This is a genomic window from Staphylococcus sp. SM3655 (assembly GCF_016917315.1).
Lineage (GTDB): Bacteria > Bacillota > Bacilli > Staphylococcales > Staphylococcaceae > Staphylococcus > Staphylococcus aureus.
The window spans coordinates 1,478,068-1,493,357 of record NZ_CP070305.1; the positions used below are offsets into that span (position 1 = coordinate 1,478,068).

A 15,290-nucleotide genomic window follows, 5' to 3' on the forward strand; every position below is an offset into this window, starting at 1 on the left:
AGACTATTTATTTTTTCAATAATGAACCATTAAGTTATCAAGAGGATCTTATCAAAAATATATTTGATAACGGTATCAGGTTAATTCTTTATGATAGCGCATTCATTTATTCTGTTTTATACTATGACTGATAATACCAAGGAGGTACAACATGATGAAAAAGTTAATCAATAAAAAAGAAACATTTTTAACTGATATGCTTGAAGGATTGTTAATTGCGCACCCAGAGTTAGATCTGATTGCTAATACAGTTATTGTAAAAAAAGCTAAGAAAGAACATGGTGTAGCAATAGTCTCTGGAGGTGGAAGCGGACATGAACCTGCGCATGCCGGTTTTGTTGCAGAAGGTATGCTAGATGCAGCGGTTTGTGGCGAAGTATTTACATCACCTACACCTGATAAAATATTAGAAGCTATTAAAGCAGTAGATACTGGTGATGGTGTATTACTAGTTGTAAAAAACTATGCAGGTGACGTGATGAATTTCGAAATGGCACAAGAGCTTGCAGAAATGGAAGGTATAAATGTTCAAACTGTTATTGTTCGTGACGACATTGCTGTGACAAACGAAGCACAACGTCGTGGTGTTGCAGGAACAGTGTTTGTTCATAAGCTTGCTGGTTATCTTGCTGAAAAAGGTTATTCATTAACAGAGATAAAATCGCGTGTAGAAGCGTTGTTACCTGAAATTAAAAGTATTGGTATGGCAATTGAGCCACCGCTTGTTCCAACTACTGGAAAATATGGCTTTGATATTGAAGACGACAAAATGGAAATCGGTATTGGTATACATGGTGAAAAAGGTATTCATAGGGAAGAAGTAAAAGATATTGATCATATTGTTGGAACATTGTTAGACGAATTGTATAAAGAAGTTACTGCCAATGATGTCATATTAATGGTAAATGGTATGGGTGGTACGCCGTTATCTGAATTAAATATCATAACTAAATATATTCAACAAAATTTAGCTGCAAGAACAGTTAATGTTGCTAAATGGTTTGTTGGTAATTATATGACATCTTTAGACATGCAAGGTTTTTCTATAACTATCGTGCCTAATAAACCAGAATATTTGGAAGCATTTTTAGCACCAACAACAAGTCAATACTTTAAATAAGAAGTGAATATGAATAAATATACATTTATGAGGTGGCACAAATGAAAGTGAATGATATGAAAGCACGTTTATTAAATTTAGAAGAAACGTTTAAAAAAAATGAATCTGAATTAACTGAATTAGATCGAGCAATTGGTGATGGTGACCACGGGGTTAACATGGTTCGTGGGTTTAGTAGTCTTAAAGACAAACTTGATGATAGCTCAATGCAATCATTGTTCAAATCGACTGGTATGGCATTGATGTCAAATGTTGGGGGTGCATCAGGACCACTGTATGGCTTTAGCTTTGTTAAAATGTCTGCAGTCACCAAAGATGATATGGATAATCAAGATTTCATTACACTAATTCAGGCATTTGCCGAAGCGGTTGAATCACGTGGTAAAGTTACTTTAAATGAAAAGACAATGTATGATGTAGTAGCGCGAGCAGCAGAGAAGCTTGAAAATGGTGAAACTTTAACATTCAATGATTTACAGCAATTAGCAGATAATACAAAAGATATGGTAGCAACGAAAGGTAGAGCTGCATATTTTGGAGAAGAATCAAAAGGTTATATTGATCCAGGTGCTCAAAGTATGGTTTATATTTTAAACGCTTTGATTGGAGATGAAGATAATGCCTAAAATTATACTTGTTAGCCACAGTAAAGAAATTGCAAGTGGTACAAAATCTTTGTTAAAGCAAATGGCAGGTGACGTTGATATTATACCAATCGGGGGATTACCAGATGGTTCAATTGGAACTTCATTTGATATCATCCAAGAAGTTTTGACTAAATTAGAGGATGATGCATTGTGTTTTTACGATATTGGATCTTCAGAAATGAATGTAGATATGGCAATTGAAATGTATGATGGTAATCATCGTGTGTTAAAAGTTGATGCACCAATTGTTGAAGGCAGTTTTATCGCAGCAGTAAAGCTATCAATCGGCGGTTCAATTGATGATGCATTAGCAGAAATCAAACAATCATTTTAGTTAAAATTTACTAATAATGAAAAATGTAAACCTTTTTCAAATGAAACTTTATAAAAAATATGATAGTATATATGTAAATGTTTAATAAAATCTGGAGAAATAGGAGGACATTGCCATGCAACACCTTATAAAAAAACATGTATTGAATGGCGAGTTTGATTTAGTACGACAATTGATGTCCGAAACAGATTTTATGGAATTTGAAGAAGCATATATTTCAAGTGCGCATGAAGTAGAAAGTATGATGTTTTATACATGTATTTTAGATATGATTAAGTACGAAGAATCATCTGAAATGCATGACTTAGCATTTTTATTGCTTGTGTATCCACTAAGTGAATATGAAGGTGCTTTGGATTCTGCTTATTATCATGCAGACGCTTCCATAAAACTTACTGACGGCAAAGAAGTTAAAAGTTTGTTACAAATGTTATTATTGCATGCGATACCAACACCTGTTATTTCAGATAAGAAGGCTTTTGATATCGCCAAGCAAATTTTAAAATTAGATCCTAATAATAATGTTGCTCGTAACGTCTTAAAAGACACTGCCAAACGTATGGACAACGTTGTTGTTGATATAAATGAATTACACCAACGTAATGCACGTTAATTACATTTCAATTATATTAGCTTAATAATAGTTTTAACATTTGGTTGGGTTGGGACATATGTTCCAGCCTTTTTTAATACTTAAAAACTAACGAAGTATACTTGTGTGCACAAATGGTTTTTATACAACATTTTATAAATTTATACATTTTAATAAAGAACATACGATAGATGGTTTAAACCTTGTTAACTGAGAAATTTTGATATGTATTCTTCGAAATTTAACTAAATATACGAAATTCAAGAAGCACAATAATTAATCATTTTTCCTATACAAAAGTTCGTATGACTGCATTATAAAAGCATAAATTTATAATTTTTTTAAATGTCATTGAACGTGATAATGTGAATGGATTGAGCAATTTTGAAAAAGTGAAAAATAACCTATGCGACTTGCAATTAATTTTCAGTACGTTATAATGCACACTGTGCAAAATTAAGGAGGTCTATTATTCACATGATGATGAATAAAGAAGCAACAAAAATTGGATTTGCCTACGTCGGCATTGTAGTGGGCGCAGGATTTTCAACTGGACAAGAAGTTATGCAATTTTTCACTAAATATGGCTTGTGGGCTTATTTAGGTGTTATTATATCTGGTTTTATTTTAGCTTTTATTGGGCGCCAAGTAGCAAAAATTGGTACTGCCTTTGAAGCGACAAATCATGAATCAACATTACAATACGTATTCGGTGAAAAGTTTAGTAAAGTCTTTGATTATATTTTAATCTTCTTCTTATTTGGTATAGCTGTAACCATGATAGCTGGTGCAGGCGCAACATTTGAAGAAAGTTATAACATACCTACATGGCTAGGTGCTTTAATTATGACATTAGCGATTTATATTACGTTGCTATTAGACTTTAATAAAATAGTACGTGCACTAGGTATCGTTACACCATTTTTAATTGTTTTAGTTGTATTAATCGCTGGCGTTTATTTATTTAAAGGTCATGTTTCATTAGCAGAAGTTAACCAAGTAGTGCCTGAAGCAAGTATTTGGAAGGGAATCTGGTTTGGTACAATATATGGTGGATTAGCTTTTTCTGTAGGTTTTAGTACCATCGTAGCAATCGGTGGGGATACTGAAAAGCGTACAGTGTCAGGTGCAGGCGCGATGTATGGTGGTATTATCTATACTGTATTACTAGCATTGATCAACTTTGCATTGCAAAGTGAATATCCAACTATTAAAAATGCCTCAATTCCTACATTGACGTTAGCAAATAATATCCATCCTTTAATAGCAACAGTGTTATCTGTTATTATGCTGGCGGTTATGTATAATACTATTCTAGGACTAATGTATTCATTTGCAGCACGTTTTACAGAACCATACAGTAAAAATTATCATATCTTTATTATTATAATGATGGTAGCAGGTTATTTATTAAGTTTCGTAGGATTTGCTGAATTAATTAATAAGTTATATACAATTATGGGATATGTAGGCTTATTTATTGTAGTAGCTGTAATTATTAAATATTTCAAACGTAAAAATGCGGATAAAAAACATATTGCTTAATATCATATGAGGGATATCCGAAACTTTACAATTGAATCACTTTGTTTTAACCTTAAAAGCAATTCGTCTCTACTCTTATCGGGCGAATTGCTTTTTATATTTATTCAGTCTATTAATATGAGCGTCTAACAAATAGAGAGGTACGATGTAATGAATAAAGATAATAAATGGACGATGATAACTGCGCTTTTTATAACTGTAATCAGTGTATTGTTAGCATTTCATCTGAAACAACATTATGACCAAATTACAAATGAGAACCATGCTAATAAAGACAAAATTAATATTAAAAATAAAAATGTGCGCATTTATCAAAACCTTACATACAATAGAGTTTTCCCTAACAGTAAATTAGATATTATTACACCTGTTGATATGTCTTCTAATGCCAAACTGCCAGTTATTTTTTGGATGCACGGTGGTGGTTATATTGCGGGTGATAAGCAGTATAAAAACCCATTATTAGCGAAAATTGCTGAACAAGGGTACATTGTTGTGAATGTAAATTATGCATTGGCGCCACAATATAAATATCCCACACCATTAATTCAAATGAATCAAGCAACTCAATTCATTAAAGAAAATAAAATGAATTTACCTATTGATTTTAATCAAGTAATTATTGGCGGTGATTCTGCAGGTGCTCAATTAGCTAGCCAATTTACGGCAATACAGACGAATGATCGCTTAAGAGAAGCCATGAAATTTGATCAGTCATTCAAACCATCGCAAATTAAAGGTGCTATACTATTTGGTGGTTTTTATAATATGCAAACAGTTAGAGAAACTGAGTTTCCAAGAATACAGTTATTTATGAAAAGTTATACTGGCGAAGAAGATTGGGAAAAGAGTTTTAAAAACATTTCACAAATGTCGACAGTAAAACAATCGACAAAAAATTATCCACCAACATTTTTATCTGTTGGAGATAGCGATCCATTCGAAAGTCAAAATATAGAATTCAGTAAGAAATTACAAGAATTGAATGTACCAGTAGATACTTTGTTTTATGATGGTACGCATCATTTACATCATCAGTATCAATTTCACCTTAATAAACCAGAATCGATAGATAATATCAAAAAAGTGTTACTTTTCTTAAGTCGTAATACATCTTCTAGTGGTATTCAAACTGAAGAGAAACCACAAATAGAAAATCCGAGTAATGAATTACCGTTAAATCCTTTAAACTAATGATAAACAGTAGTAATTTATTACTTAAGCAACATTTAAGATCTTCAAATTGAAAACGAAGAATTTAAAACATGTGGGGCTAATGTGTAAGAGTCTGAGATATAATAAATTGTTAGCGGTTCTTTATCATTTCTATCTCACCCTATTATGATGTGACATTTATTTTACAAACTAATTTGTTTTGAACCTGAAAATAACTTTTTACAACTAAATTGTCGAAAAACAGTGTGTACATGATATAATAAATTTATAAATTGAAAAGAATTCAAAAGAAAAATTAAAATATAGATTGAGCACGAAGTGATTTGAAATAAGGTTGTGAAAGGGAATGACAAGGTCAGCATTAAAACCATTTAAAAATAAACGCGTTATGGTTACTGGACGTATACAACGTGTTTTGTTTAAAAATTATTTAGATAGACATAGCACATTTAAGCCGAATGTAAGGATATTATTAAAAGATGTATTTGTTTCAGGTGTATCAATAGATCATTTATGGTTATATGAGACAAATAAATACTATGCATTGGCAATGGAACTTATTCATCAACGAGTAAAATTTAGTGCGAATGTTGTACCGTATTACAAAATAAATAGAAATAATAATTTATTCGTACAAGATTATGGAATTAAGCGTAAAGGTAGGTTAATTACTGAAGAAGCTTACAATCAAAACAATCAGTATCAGGATAAGATATATGAAAAATTACCGGATATAGATTTTAGACTCGAAGATTTTTATAGTAAGGAAAACTAAACAACATATATAAAGCACCACTAATCGTAGTTGATAGTTGATCAATTACACATTAGTGGTGCTTTATTTTGAATTTAAATTTGATAAATGAATAAGAGTATACGCATTCATTTAAGATTAGATGACATTGATAAGTATGAGTAATGTATTAGGTAACCATTAAATTCGTTGTTATGCGATTCTGATACAAGATTATGATAAAATAGCTTTAATTAAGAATTTTAGCCATCATATAGTCATCGTAATATTTACCATCGATAAATAACTTATCTTTTAAAACGCCTTCGATTTGAAAATCGGCACTTTTAAAAAGCTCGAGGGCAGGTTGGTTATTGAGTGGTACATTTGCTTCAATTCGGTGTATTTGATTGTTTAAACACCAAGCCATAATGGCATCAAGAAGTGCTTGGCCAATTCCACGATGTTGATATAATTTCTTTACACCTAAATCAATTTTAGCAACATGTTTAATGCGTTGAAATGGTGTCGTATTAACAAAGGCAAAGCCAACGAGTTGTTCATCACTTTCAGCAACAAAGATGACTTTATGTGGAGAAGTGATATATTCTTCTAATTGTTTACTAGCCGATGTGACGCTAGGATCATATTCTCCTGGTGTGTAGAACATATACGGAGATTCGTCGTATATTTTCGCTAACATTGAAATGAAATTTTCTACATCTTTGATACTAACTCTACGTATAATATGGGCCATAAAAAGCCTCCAGTATTTTGAAATTTTAAAACATTTGCTACTATTATAATATATATGTAACTAAAAGGTGGAGTAATATGTTTTTTGGTTACAGTTTAAAGGAGTATTTTAGATGAAACCTAAAGTTTTATTAGCAGGTGGAACAGGATATATTGGTAAGTATTTAAGTGAAGTGATTGAAAATGATGCTGAACTTTTTACTATATCAAAATATCCAGACAATAAAAAAACAGATGATGTTGAAATGACTTGGATTCAGTGTGATATATTTCATTACGAACAGGTTGTTGCAGCAATGAATCAAATAGATATTGCTGTATTCTTTATCGACCCAACAAAGAATTCTGCCAAAATAACACAATCATCAGCAAGAGATTTAACATTAATCGCAGCAGATAATTTTGGTCGAGCAGCGGCTATCAATCAAGTAAAAAAAGTAATCTACATACCTGGGAGTCGTTATGATAATGAAACAATTGAACGCCTAGGTGCATATGGCACACCTGTAGAAACAACAAATTTAGTTTTTAAACGTTCTTTAGTTAATGTAGAATTACAAGTTTCAAAGTATGATGATGTTAGATCAACGATGAAGGTAGTTTTACCAAAGGGATGGACATTAAAGAACGTTGTAAACCATTTTATTGCATGGATGGGTTACACTAAAGGAACTTTTGTGAAAACAGAAAAATCACATGATCAATTTAAGATATATATTAAGAATAAGGTGCGACCGCTCGCAGTATTTAAAATAGAAGAAACAGCTGACGGAATAATAACTTTAATTTTATTGAGTGGAAGTTTAGTGAAAAAATACACAGTTAATCAAGGGAAGTTAGAATTTAGATTAATCAAAGAGTCGGCAGTCGTTTATATACATCTATACGATTATATCCCTCGATTATTTTGGCCGATTTATTACTTTATACAAGCACCAATGCAAAAAATGATGATTCATGGCTTTGAAGTTGACTGCCGGATTAAAGATTTTCAAAGTCGATTAAAATCAGGAGAAAATATGAAATATACTAAATGATATTGGGTGATATGGATGCAAATACTACTAGTAGAAGATGACAATACTTTGTTTCAAGAATTGAAAAAAGAATTAGAACAATGGGATTTTAATGTTGCTGGTATTGAAGATTTCGGCAAAGTAATGGATACATTTGAAAGTTTTAATCCTGAAATTGTTATATTGGATGTTCAATTACCTAAATATGATGGGTTTTATTGGTGCAGAAAAATGAGAGAAGTTTCCAACGTACCAATATTATTTTTATCATCTCGTGATAATCCAATGGATCAAGTGATGAGTATGGAACTTGGCGCAGATGATTATATGCAAAAACCGTTCTATACCAATGTATTAATTGCTAAATTACAAGCGATTTATCGTCGTGTCTATGAGTTTACAGCTGAAGAAAAACGTACATTGACTTGGCAAGATGCTGTCGTTGATCTATCAAAAGATAGTATACAAAAAGGTGATCAGACGATTTTCCTGTCCAAAACAGAAATGATTATATTAGAAATTCTTATTACCAAAAAAAATCAAATCGTTTCGAGAGATACAATTATCACTGCATTATGGGATGATGAAGCATTTGTTAGTGATAATACGTTAACAGTAAATGTGAATCGTTTACGAAAAAAATTATCTGAAATTAGTATGGATAGTGCAATCGAAACAAAAGTAGGAAAAGGATATATGGCTCATGAATAATTTGAAATGGGTAGCTTATTTTTTGAAATCTCGCATGAACTGGATATTTTGGATATTGTTTTTAAACTTGCTTATGTTAGGCATTAGTCTAATCGATTATGATTTTCCAATAGACAGTTTATTTTATATTGTTTCTTTGAATTTAAGTTTAACAATGATTTTTCTTATATTGACATATTTTAAAGAAGTAAAATTATATAAGCATTTTGACAAAGATAAAGAAATAGAAGAAATTAAACATAAAGATTTAGCGGAAACGCCATTTCAACGTCATACAGTTGATTATTTATATCGTCAAATCTCAGCGCACAAAGAAAAGGTTGTTGAGCAACAGTTACAATTGAACATGCATGAACAAACCATTACAGAATTTGTGCACGACATAAAAACACCTGTGACAGCCATGAAATTATTAATTGATCAAGAAAAAAATCAAGAAAGAAAACAGGCATTACTATATGAATGGTCTCGTATAAACTCGATGCTGGATACACAGCTGTATATTACTAGATTAGAATCTCAACGCAAAGATATGTATTTTGATTACGTGTCACTTAAACGCATGGTCATTGACGAAATACAATTAACAAGACATATTAGTCAGGTTAAAGGTATTGGTTTTGATGTTGACTTTAAAGTGGATGATTATGTTTATACAGATATAAAATGGTGCCGTATGATTATTAGACAGATTTTGTCAAACGCATTGAAATATAGTGAGAATTTTAATATTGAAATTGGGACAGAATTAAATGATCAACATGTTTCGTTATATATTAAAGACTATGGCAGAGGTATTAGTAAAAAAGATATGCCGCGAATATTTGAACGAGGATTTACGTCAACGGCTAACAGAAATGAAACGACGTCTTCAGGTATGGGTCTATATTTAGTAAATAGTGTAAAGGATCAATTAGGTATTCACCTGCAAGTCACGTCGACTGTTGGTAAGGGGACAACTGTCAGATTGATTTTCCCATTACAAAATGAAATTGTTGAACGCATGTCGGAAGTGACAAATTTGTCATTTTAAACATGCGTTTTGTTACTTAGAATTGATACATCAATGCAGCTTCAACGTTATAATAAGATAGATGTTAGTCATATGTTAAATTGAAGATACAAGTGCCAAAGCCTAAAGGAAATGAAGTTAAGATAAATTATAGGAGTGTTAAAGTGGCAATTTTAGAAGTAAAACAATTAACAAAAATATATGGAACTAAAAAAATGGCACAAGAAGTGTTGCGAGATATCAATATGTCTATTGAAGAAGGCGAGTTTATTGCTATTATGGGTCCCTCTGGATCTGGGAAAACGACATTATTAAATGTTTTAAGTTCAATTGATTATATTTCACAAGGTTCTATTACATTAAAAGGAAAAAAATTAGAAAAGCTTTCAAACAAGGAATTATCTGATATACGCAAGCATGATATTGGGTTTATTTTTCAAGAGTATAATTTACTGCATACATTGACTGTTAAAGAAAACATAATGTTACCACTAACGGTTCAGAAGTTAGATAAAGAACATATGTTAAATCGTTATGAAAAAGTAGCAGAAGCATTAAATATATTGGATATTAGTGATAAATACCCTTCTGAATTGTCTGGTGGACAAAGACAACGAACATCTGCTGCAAGAGCGTTTATTACATTACCTTCTATTTATATTTGCTGACGAACCAACAGGTGCACTGGATTCTAAAAGTACTCAAGATTTATTAAAACGATTAACAAGAATGAATGAAGCATTTAAGTCTACAATTATTATGGTAACGCATGATCCTGTTGCAGCAAGTTATGCCAATCGAGTAGTGATGCTAAAAGATGGTCAAATTTTCACTGAATTATACCAAGGGGATGACGATAAACATACCTTTTTCAAAGAAATAATACGTGTACAAAGTGTTTTAGGTGGCGTTAATTATGACCTTTAACGAGATAATATTTAAAAATTTTCGTCAAAATTTATCACATTATGCCATCTATCTTTTTTCATTAATTACGAGTGTAGTATTGTATTTTAGCTTTGTAGCATTAAAATACGCGCATAAACTAAACATGACAGAGTCATATCCAATTATTAAGGAAGGCTCACAAGTCGGAAGCTACTTTCTATTTTTCATCATAATTGCATTTTTGTTATATGCCAATGTGTTATTTATTAAACGACGAAGTTATGAGCTTGCATTATATCAAACATTAGGTTTATCTAAATTCAACATTATTTATATACTAATGCTCGAACAATTACTAATATTTATAATTACGGCAATATTAGGTATTATTATTGGTATTTTTGGTTCAAAACTGTTATTAATGATTGTCTTTACATTATTAGGAATTAAAGAAAAGGTTCCAATTATTTTTAGTTTGAGGGCGGTATTTGAAACATTAATGTTAATCGGTGTCGCTTATTTTTTAACCTCTGCTCAAAATTTTATATTAGTGTTCAAACAATCTATTTCACAGATGTCAAAGAATAACCAGGTTAAAGAAACAAATCATAATAAAATTACATTTGAAGAGGTTGTTTTAGGCATCTTAGGTATAGTATTGATTACCACAGGATACTATCTATCTTTGAACATTGTTCAATATTATGATTCTATCGGTATACTTATGTTTATTTTATTGTCAACTGTGATTGGGGCATACTTATTTTTTAAAAGCTCTGTTTCTCTAGTTTTTAAAATGGTGAAGAAGTTTAGAAAAGGTGTTATAAGTGTAAATGATGTCATGTTCTCATCATCTATTATGTATCGTATTAAGAAAAATGCTTTTTCACTTACGGTCATGGCAATCATTTCAGCGATTACTGTTTCAGTTCTTTGCTTTGCTGCTATAAGTAGAGCGTCCTTATCAAGTGAAATAAAATATACTGCACCACACGACGTTACAATTAAAGACCAACAAAAAGCTAATCAGTTAGCAAGTGAATTAAACAATCAAAAAATTCCTCATTTTTATAATTATAAAGAAGTAATTCATACGAAATTGTATAAAGATAATTTATTTGATGTAAAAGCGAAAGAACCATACAATGTAACAATTACTAGTGATAAATACATCCCTAATACTGATTTGAAACGTGGGCAAGCTGATTTATTTGTAGCGGAAGGTTCTATCAAAGATTTAGTGAAACATAAGAAGCATGGTAAAGCAATTATAGGAACGAAAAAACATCATGTTAATATTAAGTTACGTAAAGATATTAATAAAATCTATTTTATGACAGATGTTGATTTAGGTGGACCAACGTTTGTCTTAAATGATAAAGACTATCAAGAAATAAGAAAGTATACAAAGGCAAAGCATATCGTCTCTCAATTTGGATTCGATTTGAAACATAAAAAAGATGCTTTAGCATTAGAAAAAGCGAAAAATAAAGTTGATAAATCTATTGAAACAAGAAGTGAAGCGATAAGCTCAATATCAAGTTTAACCGGAATATTATTATTTGTAACATCATTTTTAGGTATTACATTCTTGATTGCTGTATGTTGCATTATATACATAAAGCAAATAGATGAAACCGAAGATGAGTTAGAGAATTATAGTATTTTGAGAAAGCTTGGATTTACACAAAAAGATATGGCAAGGGGACTAAAGTTTAAAATTATGTTTAATTTTGGGTTACCTTTAGTTATTGCACTATCACATGCATATTTTACATCATTAGCATATATGAAATTAATGGGTACAACGAATCAAATACCGGTTTTCATAGTAATGGGATTATACATTTGTATGTATGCTGTTTTTGCAGTGACGGCTTATAATCATTCCAAGCGAACAATTAGACATTCCATATAAAATATACAGATGGCTTTCAGTAGAGTAGTGGATTCGGATTCACGAACTATACTGGAAGCTTTTTATTATAAATGAAGAGAAGTTATATTTTTAGCATGTATAGTTGAATACTGGGTTAAAATACCATATTAATAATGAAGTAAAGGTATGAGTGATTATGAAAGTGTTTTGAATGAAATATATTTAATTGGTGATGCTTTTAATTGAAAAGATTAACAGGATTCAACTTTGTAAATTGTATTAAATGTGAGAAAATAAAAGTATATTCATTGAGAGATATATGAGTCAATGATCGTTTTAAACAAGATAAGTGTATTTTAATATGTAAAAGTTATGTAATAAATATTGTATCGTTGCAAATTTCCCAACTATATCCATTTACAATTTTTAGAGTTGTATAGATAAAAAATCGCCTATACAATAACTTTTTCAAAACAAATGCCTACTACTATTTAAATTTTATGTAAAAGTTAAGTTTCGGAATTGTTAAAAATTTGTAAATTGAATTGTGGGATTGTAAATTTTGTGCTATTTTCATATAAGGGCAAATACAGTAAATTGTTTACTGTGAGGCATTTTTGAAATTAATATCAGTACACTAAAATTATACTGACGATTGATAATAACAAATTTGTATCATTAGTTTGTAAATTCACTTGTCTTAATTTGAAACAAATTATAACTGAATGTGATTGGTGACAATCGCTTAAATGGAGGATTTTAAATGTTTAGTAAGAAAAAAGATAAGTTTATGGTTCAATTAGAAGAGATGGTTTTCAATCTGGATCGTGCTGCTATTGAATTCGGTAAAATGGATTTCAATACACATTTAGATTTAAAAGCATACTCAGACAACATTAAAACTTATGAGTCACATGGTGACGAATTAGTACATCAAGTAATTACTGATTTAAATCAAACATTTATCACACCAATTGAACGTGAAGATATTTTATCATTATGTGATGCAATTGATGATGTTTTAGATGCAATTGAAGAAACGGCAGCTATGTTTGAAATGTATTCAATCGAATACACAGATGAATATATGGCTGAGTTTGTTGATAACATTCAAAAAGCAGTTGCAGAAATGAAACTTGCTGTCGGCTTATTAGTCGATAAAAAATTATCACATATGCGTATTCATTCAATTAATATTAAAGAATTTGAAACAAACTGTGATGGTATTTTAAGACAGTCAATTAAACATATTTTCAATAGCGAAACAGATCCAATCACTTTAATTAAAATAAAAGATATTTATGAAAGCATGGAAGAAATCGCTGATAAATGTCAAATCGTAGCAAATAATTTTGAAACTATTATTATGAAAAATAGCTAAGGGGAGTATATATTTATGTCATATATAATCATCGTCACTATAGCTGTAGTTATTTTCTCGCTGATATTTGACTTTATCAATGGATTCCATGATACAGCCAATGCAGTAGCTACTGCTGTATCTACTAGAGCGTTAACGCCTAAAACGGCAATTTTAATGGCAGCAGTGATGAACTTTATAGGTGCTTTAACATTTACGGGCGTTGCAGGCACCATTACTAAAGACATTGTCGATCCATTTAAATTGGAAAATGGATTAGTTGTTGTGTTAGCTGCAATACTTGCGGCTATTATTTGGAATTTAGCTACTTGGTTTTACGGAATTCCAAGTTCGTCTTCACATGCACTTATAGGTTCAATTGCGGGTGCAGCAATCGCATCTGAAGGCTCATTTGGAGTGTTACATTACCAAGGTTTCACAAAAATTATTATTGTATTAATCGTTTCACCGATTATCGCATTTTGTGTTGGTTTCTTGATGTATTCAATTTTTAAAGTTATCTTTAAAAATGCAAATTTAACAAGAGCGAATCGTAACTTTAGATTTTTCCAAATTTTCACGGCAGCGTTACAATCATTCTCTCACGGTACGAATGATGCGCAAAAATCAATGGGTATTATTACGTTGGCATTGATTGTCGCTAATGTACAGAATGATGGCAGTGTTGAACCACAGTTATGGGTAAAATTTGCCTGTGCGACAGCAATGGGGCTTGGTACTGCAATTGGTGGCTGGAAAATTATCAAAACTGTAGGTGGTAATATTATGAAAATACGTCCAGCAAATGGTGCTGCGGCCGATTTATCATCTGCATTAACAATTTTTGTTGCATCATCGCTACATTTCCCATTATCAACAACTCACGTTGTGTCATCATCAATCTTAGGTGTTGGTGCTTCTAACCGAGCTAAAGGTGTAAAATGGAGCACTGCGCAACGAATGATCATTACATGGGTGATTACATTACCTATTTCAGCATTGTTAGCATGTTTACTATTCTATATACTTAACTTATTTTTCTAATTGAAAATAAAACTAAACTGAACTTCAGTATCACAAACATATGGTGGTATTGAAGTTCATTTTTTTATGTAAGTAGATAACATATTTTATAGAGTTTACGTAGAATGACCAAGACAAAGCATTTTAATTAGGGGGGCTAAGTTATAAATTTATTCCATGGAACATAAACAGTTAGGTCATTAAAATATAAGTAAGCGTAAAATAATGATTTAATAGTTTATATTCTTCAATGAAGGAATAATTAAATAGTTATCAACTTGTTTAATTAACCTAAATTGTATTGGACTTTATTTAATATAAATTTGTATATGTAGAAGAAAAAGCGTAAAATACTGGTATAACAAATTAAATCATTATATAGTCAACTTAGTTGCATTATTTTGATTTTTAATATATTATGCATTTAATTTAATCAAATAGGTAGGTTGTTAATTTTTACCTAACTACCATTCATACAAAATATAAATATGTATGATA

At 30.8% G+C, this 15,290-nt stretch carries 14 protein-coding genes and 1 pseudogene; 14 read left to right on the forward strand and 1 reads right to left on the reverse strand.

Annotated elements, in window-relative coordinates; all coding sequences use genetic code 11:
• Nucleotides 1–151: 151 nt before the first annotated feature.
• The 7 genes from dhaK to JQN76_RS07285 all read left to right on the forward strand — a co-directional run bounded on the left by dhaK (nt 152) and on the right by JQN76_RS07285 (nt 6,189).
• Nucleotides 152–1,120, forward strand: coding sequence for a dihydroxyacetone kinase subunit DhaK (gene dhaK / locus JQN76_RS07255; protein WP_000976265.1), 969 nt, complete (start codon nt 152–154; stop codon nt 1,118–1,120).
• Between the two features lie 41 nt (nt 1,121–1,161).
• On the forward strand, nt 1,162–1,746 hold the full coding sequence (gene dhaL / locus JQN76_RS07260) for a dihydroxyacetone kinase subunit DhaL (protein ID WP_000867209.1): 585 nt from the start codon (nt 1,162–1,164) through the stop codon (nt 1,744–1,746).
• Nucleotides 1,739–2,101, forward strand: coding sequence for a dihydroxyacetone kinase phosphoryl donor subunit DhaM (gene dhaM / locus JQN76_RS07265; protein WP_001124167.1), 363 nt, complete (start codon nt 1,739–1,741; stop codon nt 2,099–2,101). Before dhaL ends, dhaM begins: the two co-directional genes overlap by 8 nt.
• Before the next feature lie 115 nt (nt 2,102–2,216).
• Nucleotides 2,217–2,714 carry a hypothetical protein gene (locus JQN76_RS07270; protein ID WP_001164085.1) on the forward strand — a complete coding sequence of 166 codons (498 nt, stop codon included), beginning with the start codon at nt 2,217–2,219 and terminating at the stop codon, nt 2,712–2,714.
• A gap of 456 nt (nt 2,715–3,170) precedes the next feature.
• The gene (locus JQN76_RS07275; RefSeq protein WP_000980137.1) at nt 3,171–4,238 is read left to right on the forward strand and encodes a YkvI family membrane protein; all 1,068 of its coding nucleotides are present in this window, start codon (nt 3,171–3,173) and stop codon (nt 4,236–4,238) included.
• A gap of 150 nt (nt 4,239–4,388) precedes the next feature.
• The gene (locus tag JQN76_RS07280; protein WP_001030771.1) at nt 4,389–5,432 is read left to right on the forward strand and encodes an alpha/beta hydrolase; all 1,044 of its coding nucleotides are present in this window, start codon (nt 4,389–4,391) and stop codon (nt 5,430–5,432) included.
• A 328-nt stretch (nt 5,433–5,760) separates the two neighbouring features.
• The gene (locus JQN76_RS07285) at nt 5,761–6,189 is read left to right on the forward strand and encodes a hypothetical protein (protein ID WP_000198504.1); all 429 of its coding nucleotides are present in this window, start codon (nt 5,761–5,763) and stop codon (nt 6,187–6,189) included.
• Nucleotides 6,190–6,397: 208 nt separating this feature from the next.
• Here JQN76_RS07285 and JQN76_RS07290 read toward each other — a convergent pair whose 3' ends face one another.
• Nucleotides 6,398–6,904 carry a GNAT family N-acetyltransferase gene (locus JQN76_RS07290; RefSeq protein WP_000940129.1) on the reverse strand — a complete coding sequence of 169 codons (507 nt, stop codon included), beginning with the start codon at nt 6,902–6,904 and terminating at the stop codon, nt 6,398–6,400.
• Between the two features lie 112 nt (nt 6,905–7,016).
• On the opposite strand from JQN76_RS07290, the gene graX reads away from it, so the two are divergent.
• The 7 genes and pseudogenes from graX to JQN76_RS07325 all read left to right on the forward strand — a co-directional run bounded on the left by graX (nt 7,017) and on the right by JQN76_RS07325 (nt 14,813).
• On the forward strand, nt 7,017–7,940 hold the full coding sequence (gene graX, locus JQN76_RS07295) for an auxiliary protein GraX/ApsX (RefSeq protein WP_000802955.1): 924 nt from the start codon (nt 7,017–7,019) through the stop codon (nt 7,938–7,940).
• A 15-nt stretch (nt 7,941–7,955) separates the two neighbouring features.
• Entirely contained in the window at nt 7,956–8,630 is a 675-nt protein-coding gene (gene graR / locus JQN76_RS07300; protein WP_001166505.1) for a response regulator transcription factor GraR/ApsR, read from the forward strand.
• On the forward strand, nt 8,623–9,663 hold the full coding sequence (gene graS / locus JQN76_RS07305; protein WP_001061262.1) for a histidine kinase GraS/ApsS: 1,041 nt from the start codon (nt 8,623–8,625) through the stop codon (nt 9,661–9,663). The genes graR and graS overlap by 8 nt, the downstream gene beginning before the upstream one ends.
• 143 nt (nt 9,664–9,806) lie before the next feature.
• Nucleotides 9,807–10,569, forward strand: a pseudogene (vraF, locus tag JQN76_RS07310) (ABC transporter ATP-binding protein VraF).
• On the forward strand, nt 10,559–12,448 hold the full coding sequence (gene vraG / locus JQN76_RS07315) for an ABC transporter permease VraG (RefSeq protein WP_000143612.1): 1,890 nt from the start codon (nt 10,559–10,561) through the stop codon (nt 12,446–12,448). The pseudogene vraF and the gene vraG overlap by 11 nt, the downstream one beginning before the upstream one ends.
• Before the next feature lie 724 nt (nt 12,449–13,172).
• Nucleotides 13,173–13,790, forward strand: a complete 618-nt coding sequence (locus tag JQN76_RS07320; protein WP_000491755.1) for a DUF47 domain-containing protein — start codon at nt 13,173–13,175, stop codon at nt 13,788–13,790.
• A 15-nt stretch (nt 13,791–13,805) separates the two neighbouring features.
• Nucleotides 13,806–14,813, forward strand: a complete 1,008-nt coding sequence (locus JQN76_RS07325; protein ID WP_000120367.1) for an inorganic phosphate transporter — start codon at nt 13,806–13,808, stop codon at nt 14,811–14,813.
• Nucleotides 14,814–15,290: the final 477 nt, after the last annotated feature.

Bases quoted from the DNA above. Each gene is read 5' to 3' on its own strand.
- dhaK (WP_000976265.1), top strand. From the start codon at position 152: ATGATGAAAAAGTTAATCAATAAAAAAGAAACATTTTTAACTGATATG.
- dhaL (WP_000867209.1), top strand. From the start codon at position 1,162: ATGAAAGTGAATGATATGAAAGCACGTTTATTAAATTTAGAAGAAACG.
- dhaM (WP_001124167.1), top strand. From the start codon at position 1,739: ATGCCTAAAATTATACTTGTTAGCCACAGTAAAGAAATTGCAAGTGGT.
- JQN76_RS07270 (WP_001164085.1), top strand. From the start codon at position 2,217: ATGCAACACCTTATAAAAAAACATGTATTGAATGGCGAGTTTGATTTA.
- JQN76_RS07275 (WP_000980137.1), top strand. From the start codon at position 3,171: ATGATGATGAATAAAGAAGCAACAAAAATTGGATTTGCCTACGTCGGC.
- JQN76_RS07280 (WP_001030771.1), top strand. From the start codon at position 4,389: ATGAATAAAGATAATAAATGGACGATGATAACTGCGCTTTTTATAACT.
- JQN76_RS07285 (WP_000198504.1), top strand. From the start codon at position 5,761: ATGACAAGGTCAGCATTAAAACCATTTAAAAATAAACGCGTTATGGTT.
- JQN76_RS07290 (WP_000940129.1), bottom strand. From the start codon at position 6,904: ATGGCCCATATTATACGTAGAGTTAGTATCAAAGATGTAGAAAATTTC.
- graX (WP_000802955.1), top strand. From the start codon at position 7,017: ATGAAACCTAAAGTTTTATTAGCAGGTGGAACAGGATATATTGGTAAG.
- graR (WP_001166505.1), top strand. From the start codon at position 7,956: ATGCAAATACTACTAGTAGAAGATGACAATACTTTGTTTCAAGAATTG.
- graS (WP_001061262.1), top strand. From the start codon at position 8,623: ATGAATAATTTGAAATGGGTAGCTTATTTTTTGAAATCTCGCATGAAC.
- vraG (WP_000143612.1), top strand. From the start codon at position 10,559: ATGACCTTTAACGAGATAATATTTAAAAATTTTCGTCAAAATTTATCA.
- JQN76_RS07320 (WP_000491755.1), top strand. From the start codon at position 13,173: ATGTTTAGTAAGAAAAAAGATAAGTTTATGGTTCAATTAGAAGAGATG.
- JQN76_RS07325 (WP_000120367.1), top strand. From the start codon at position 13,806: ATGTCATATATAATCATCGTCACTATAGCTGTAGTTATTTTCTCGCTG.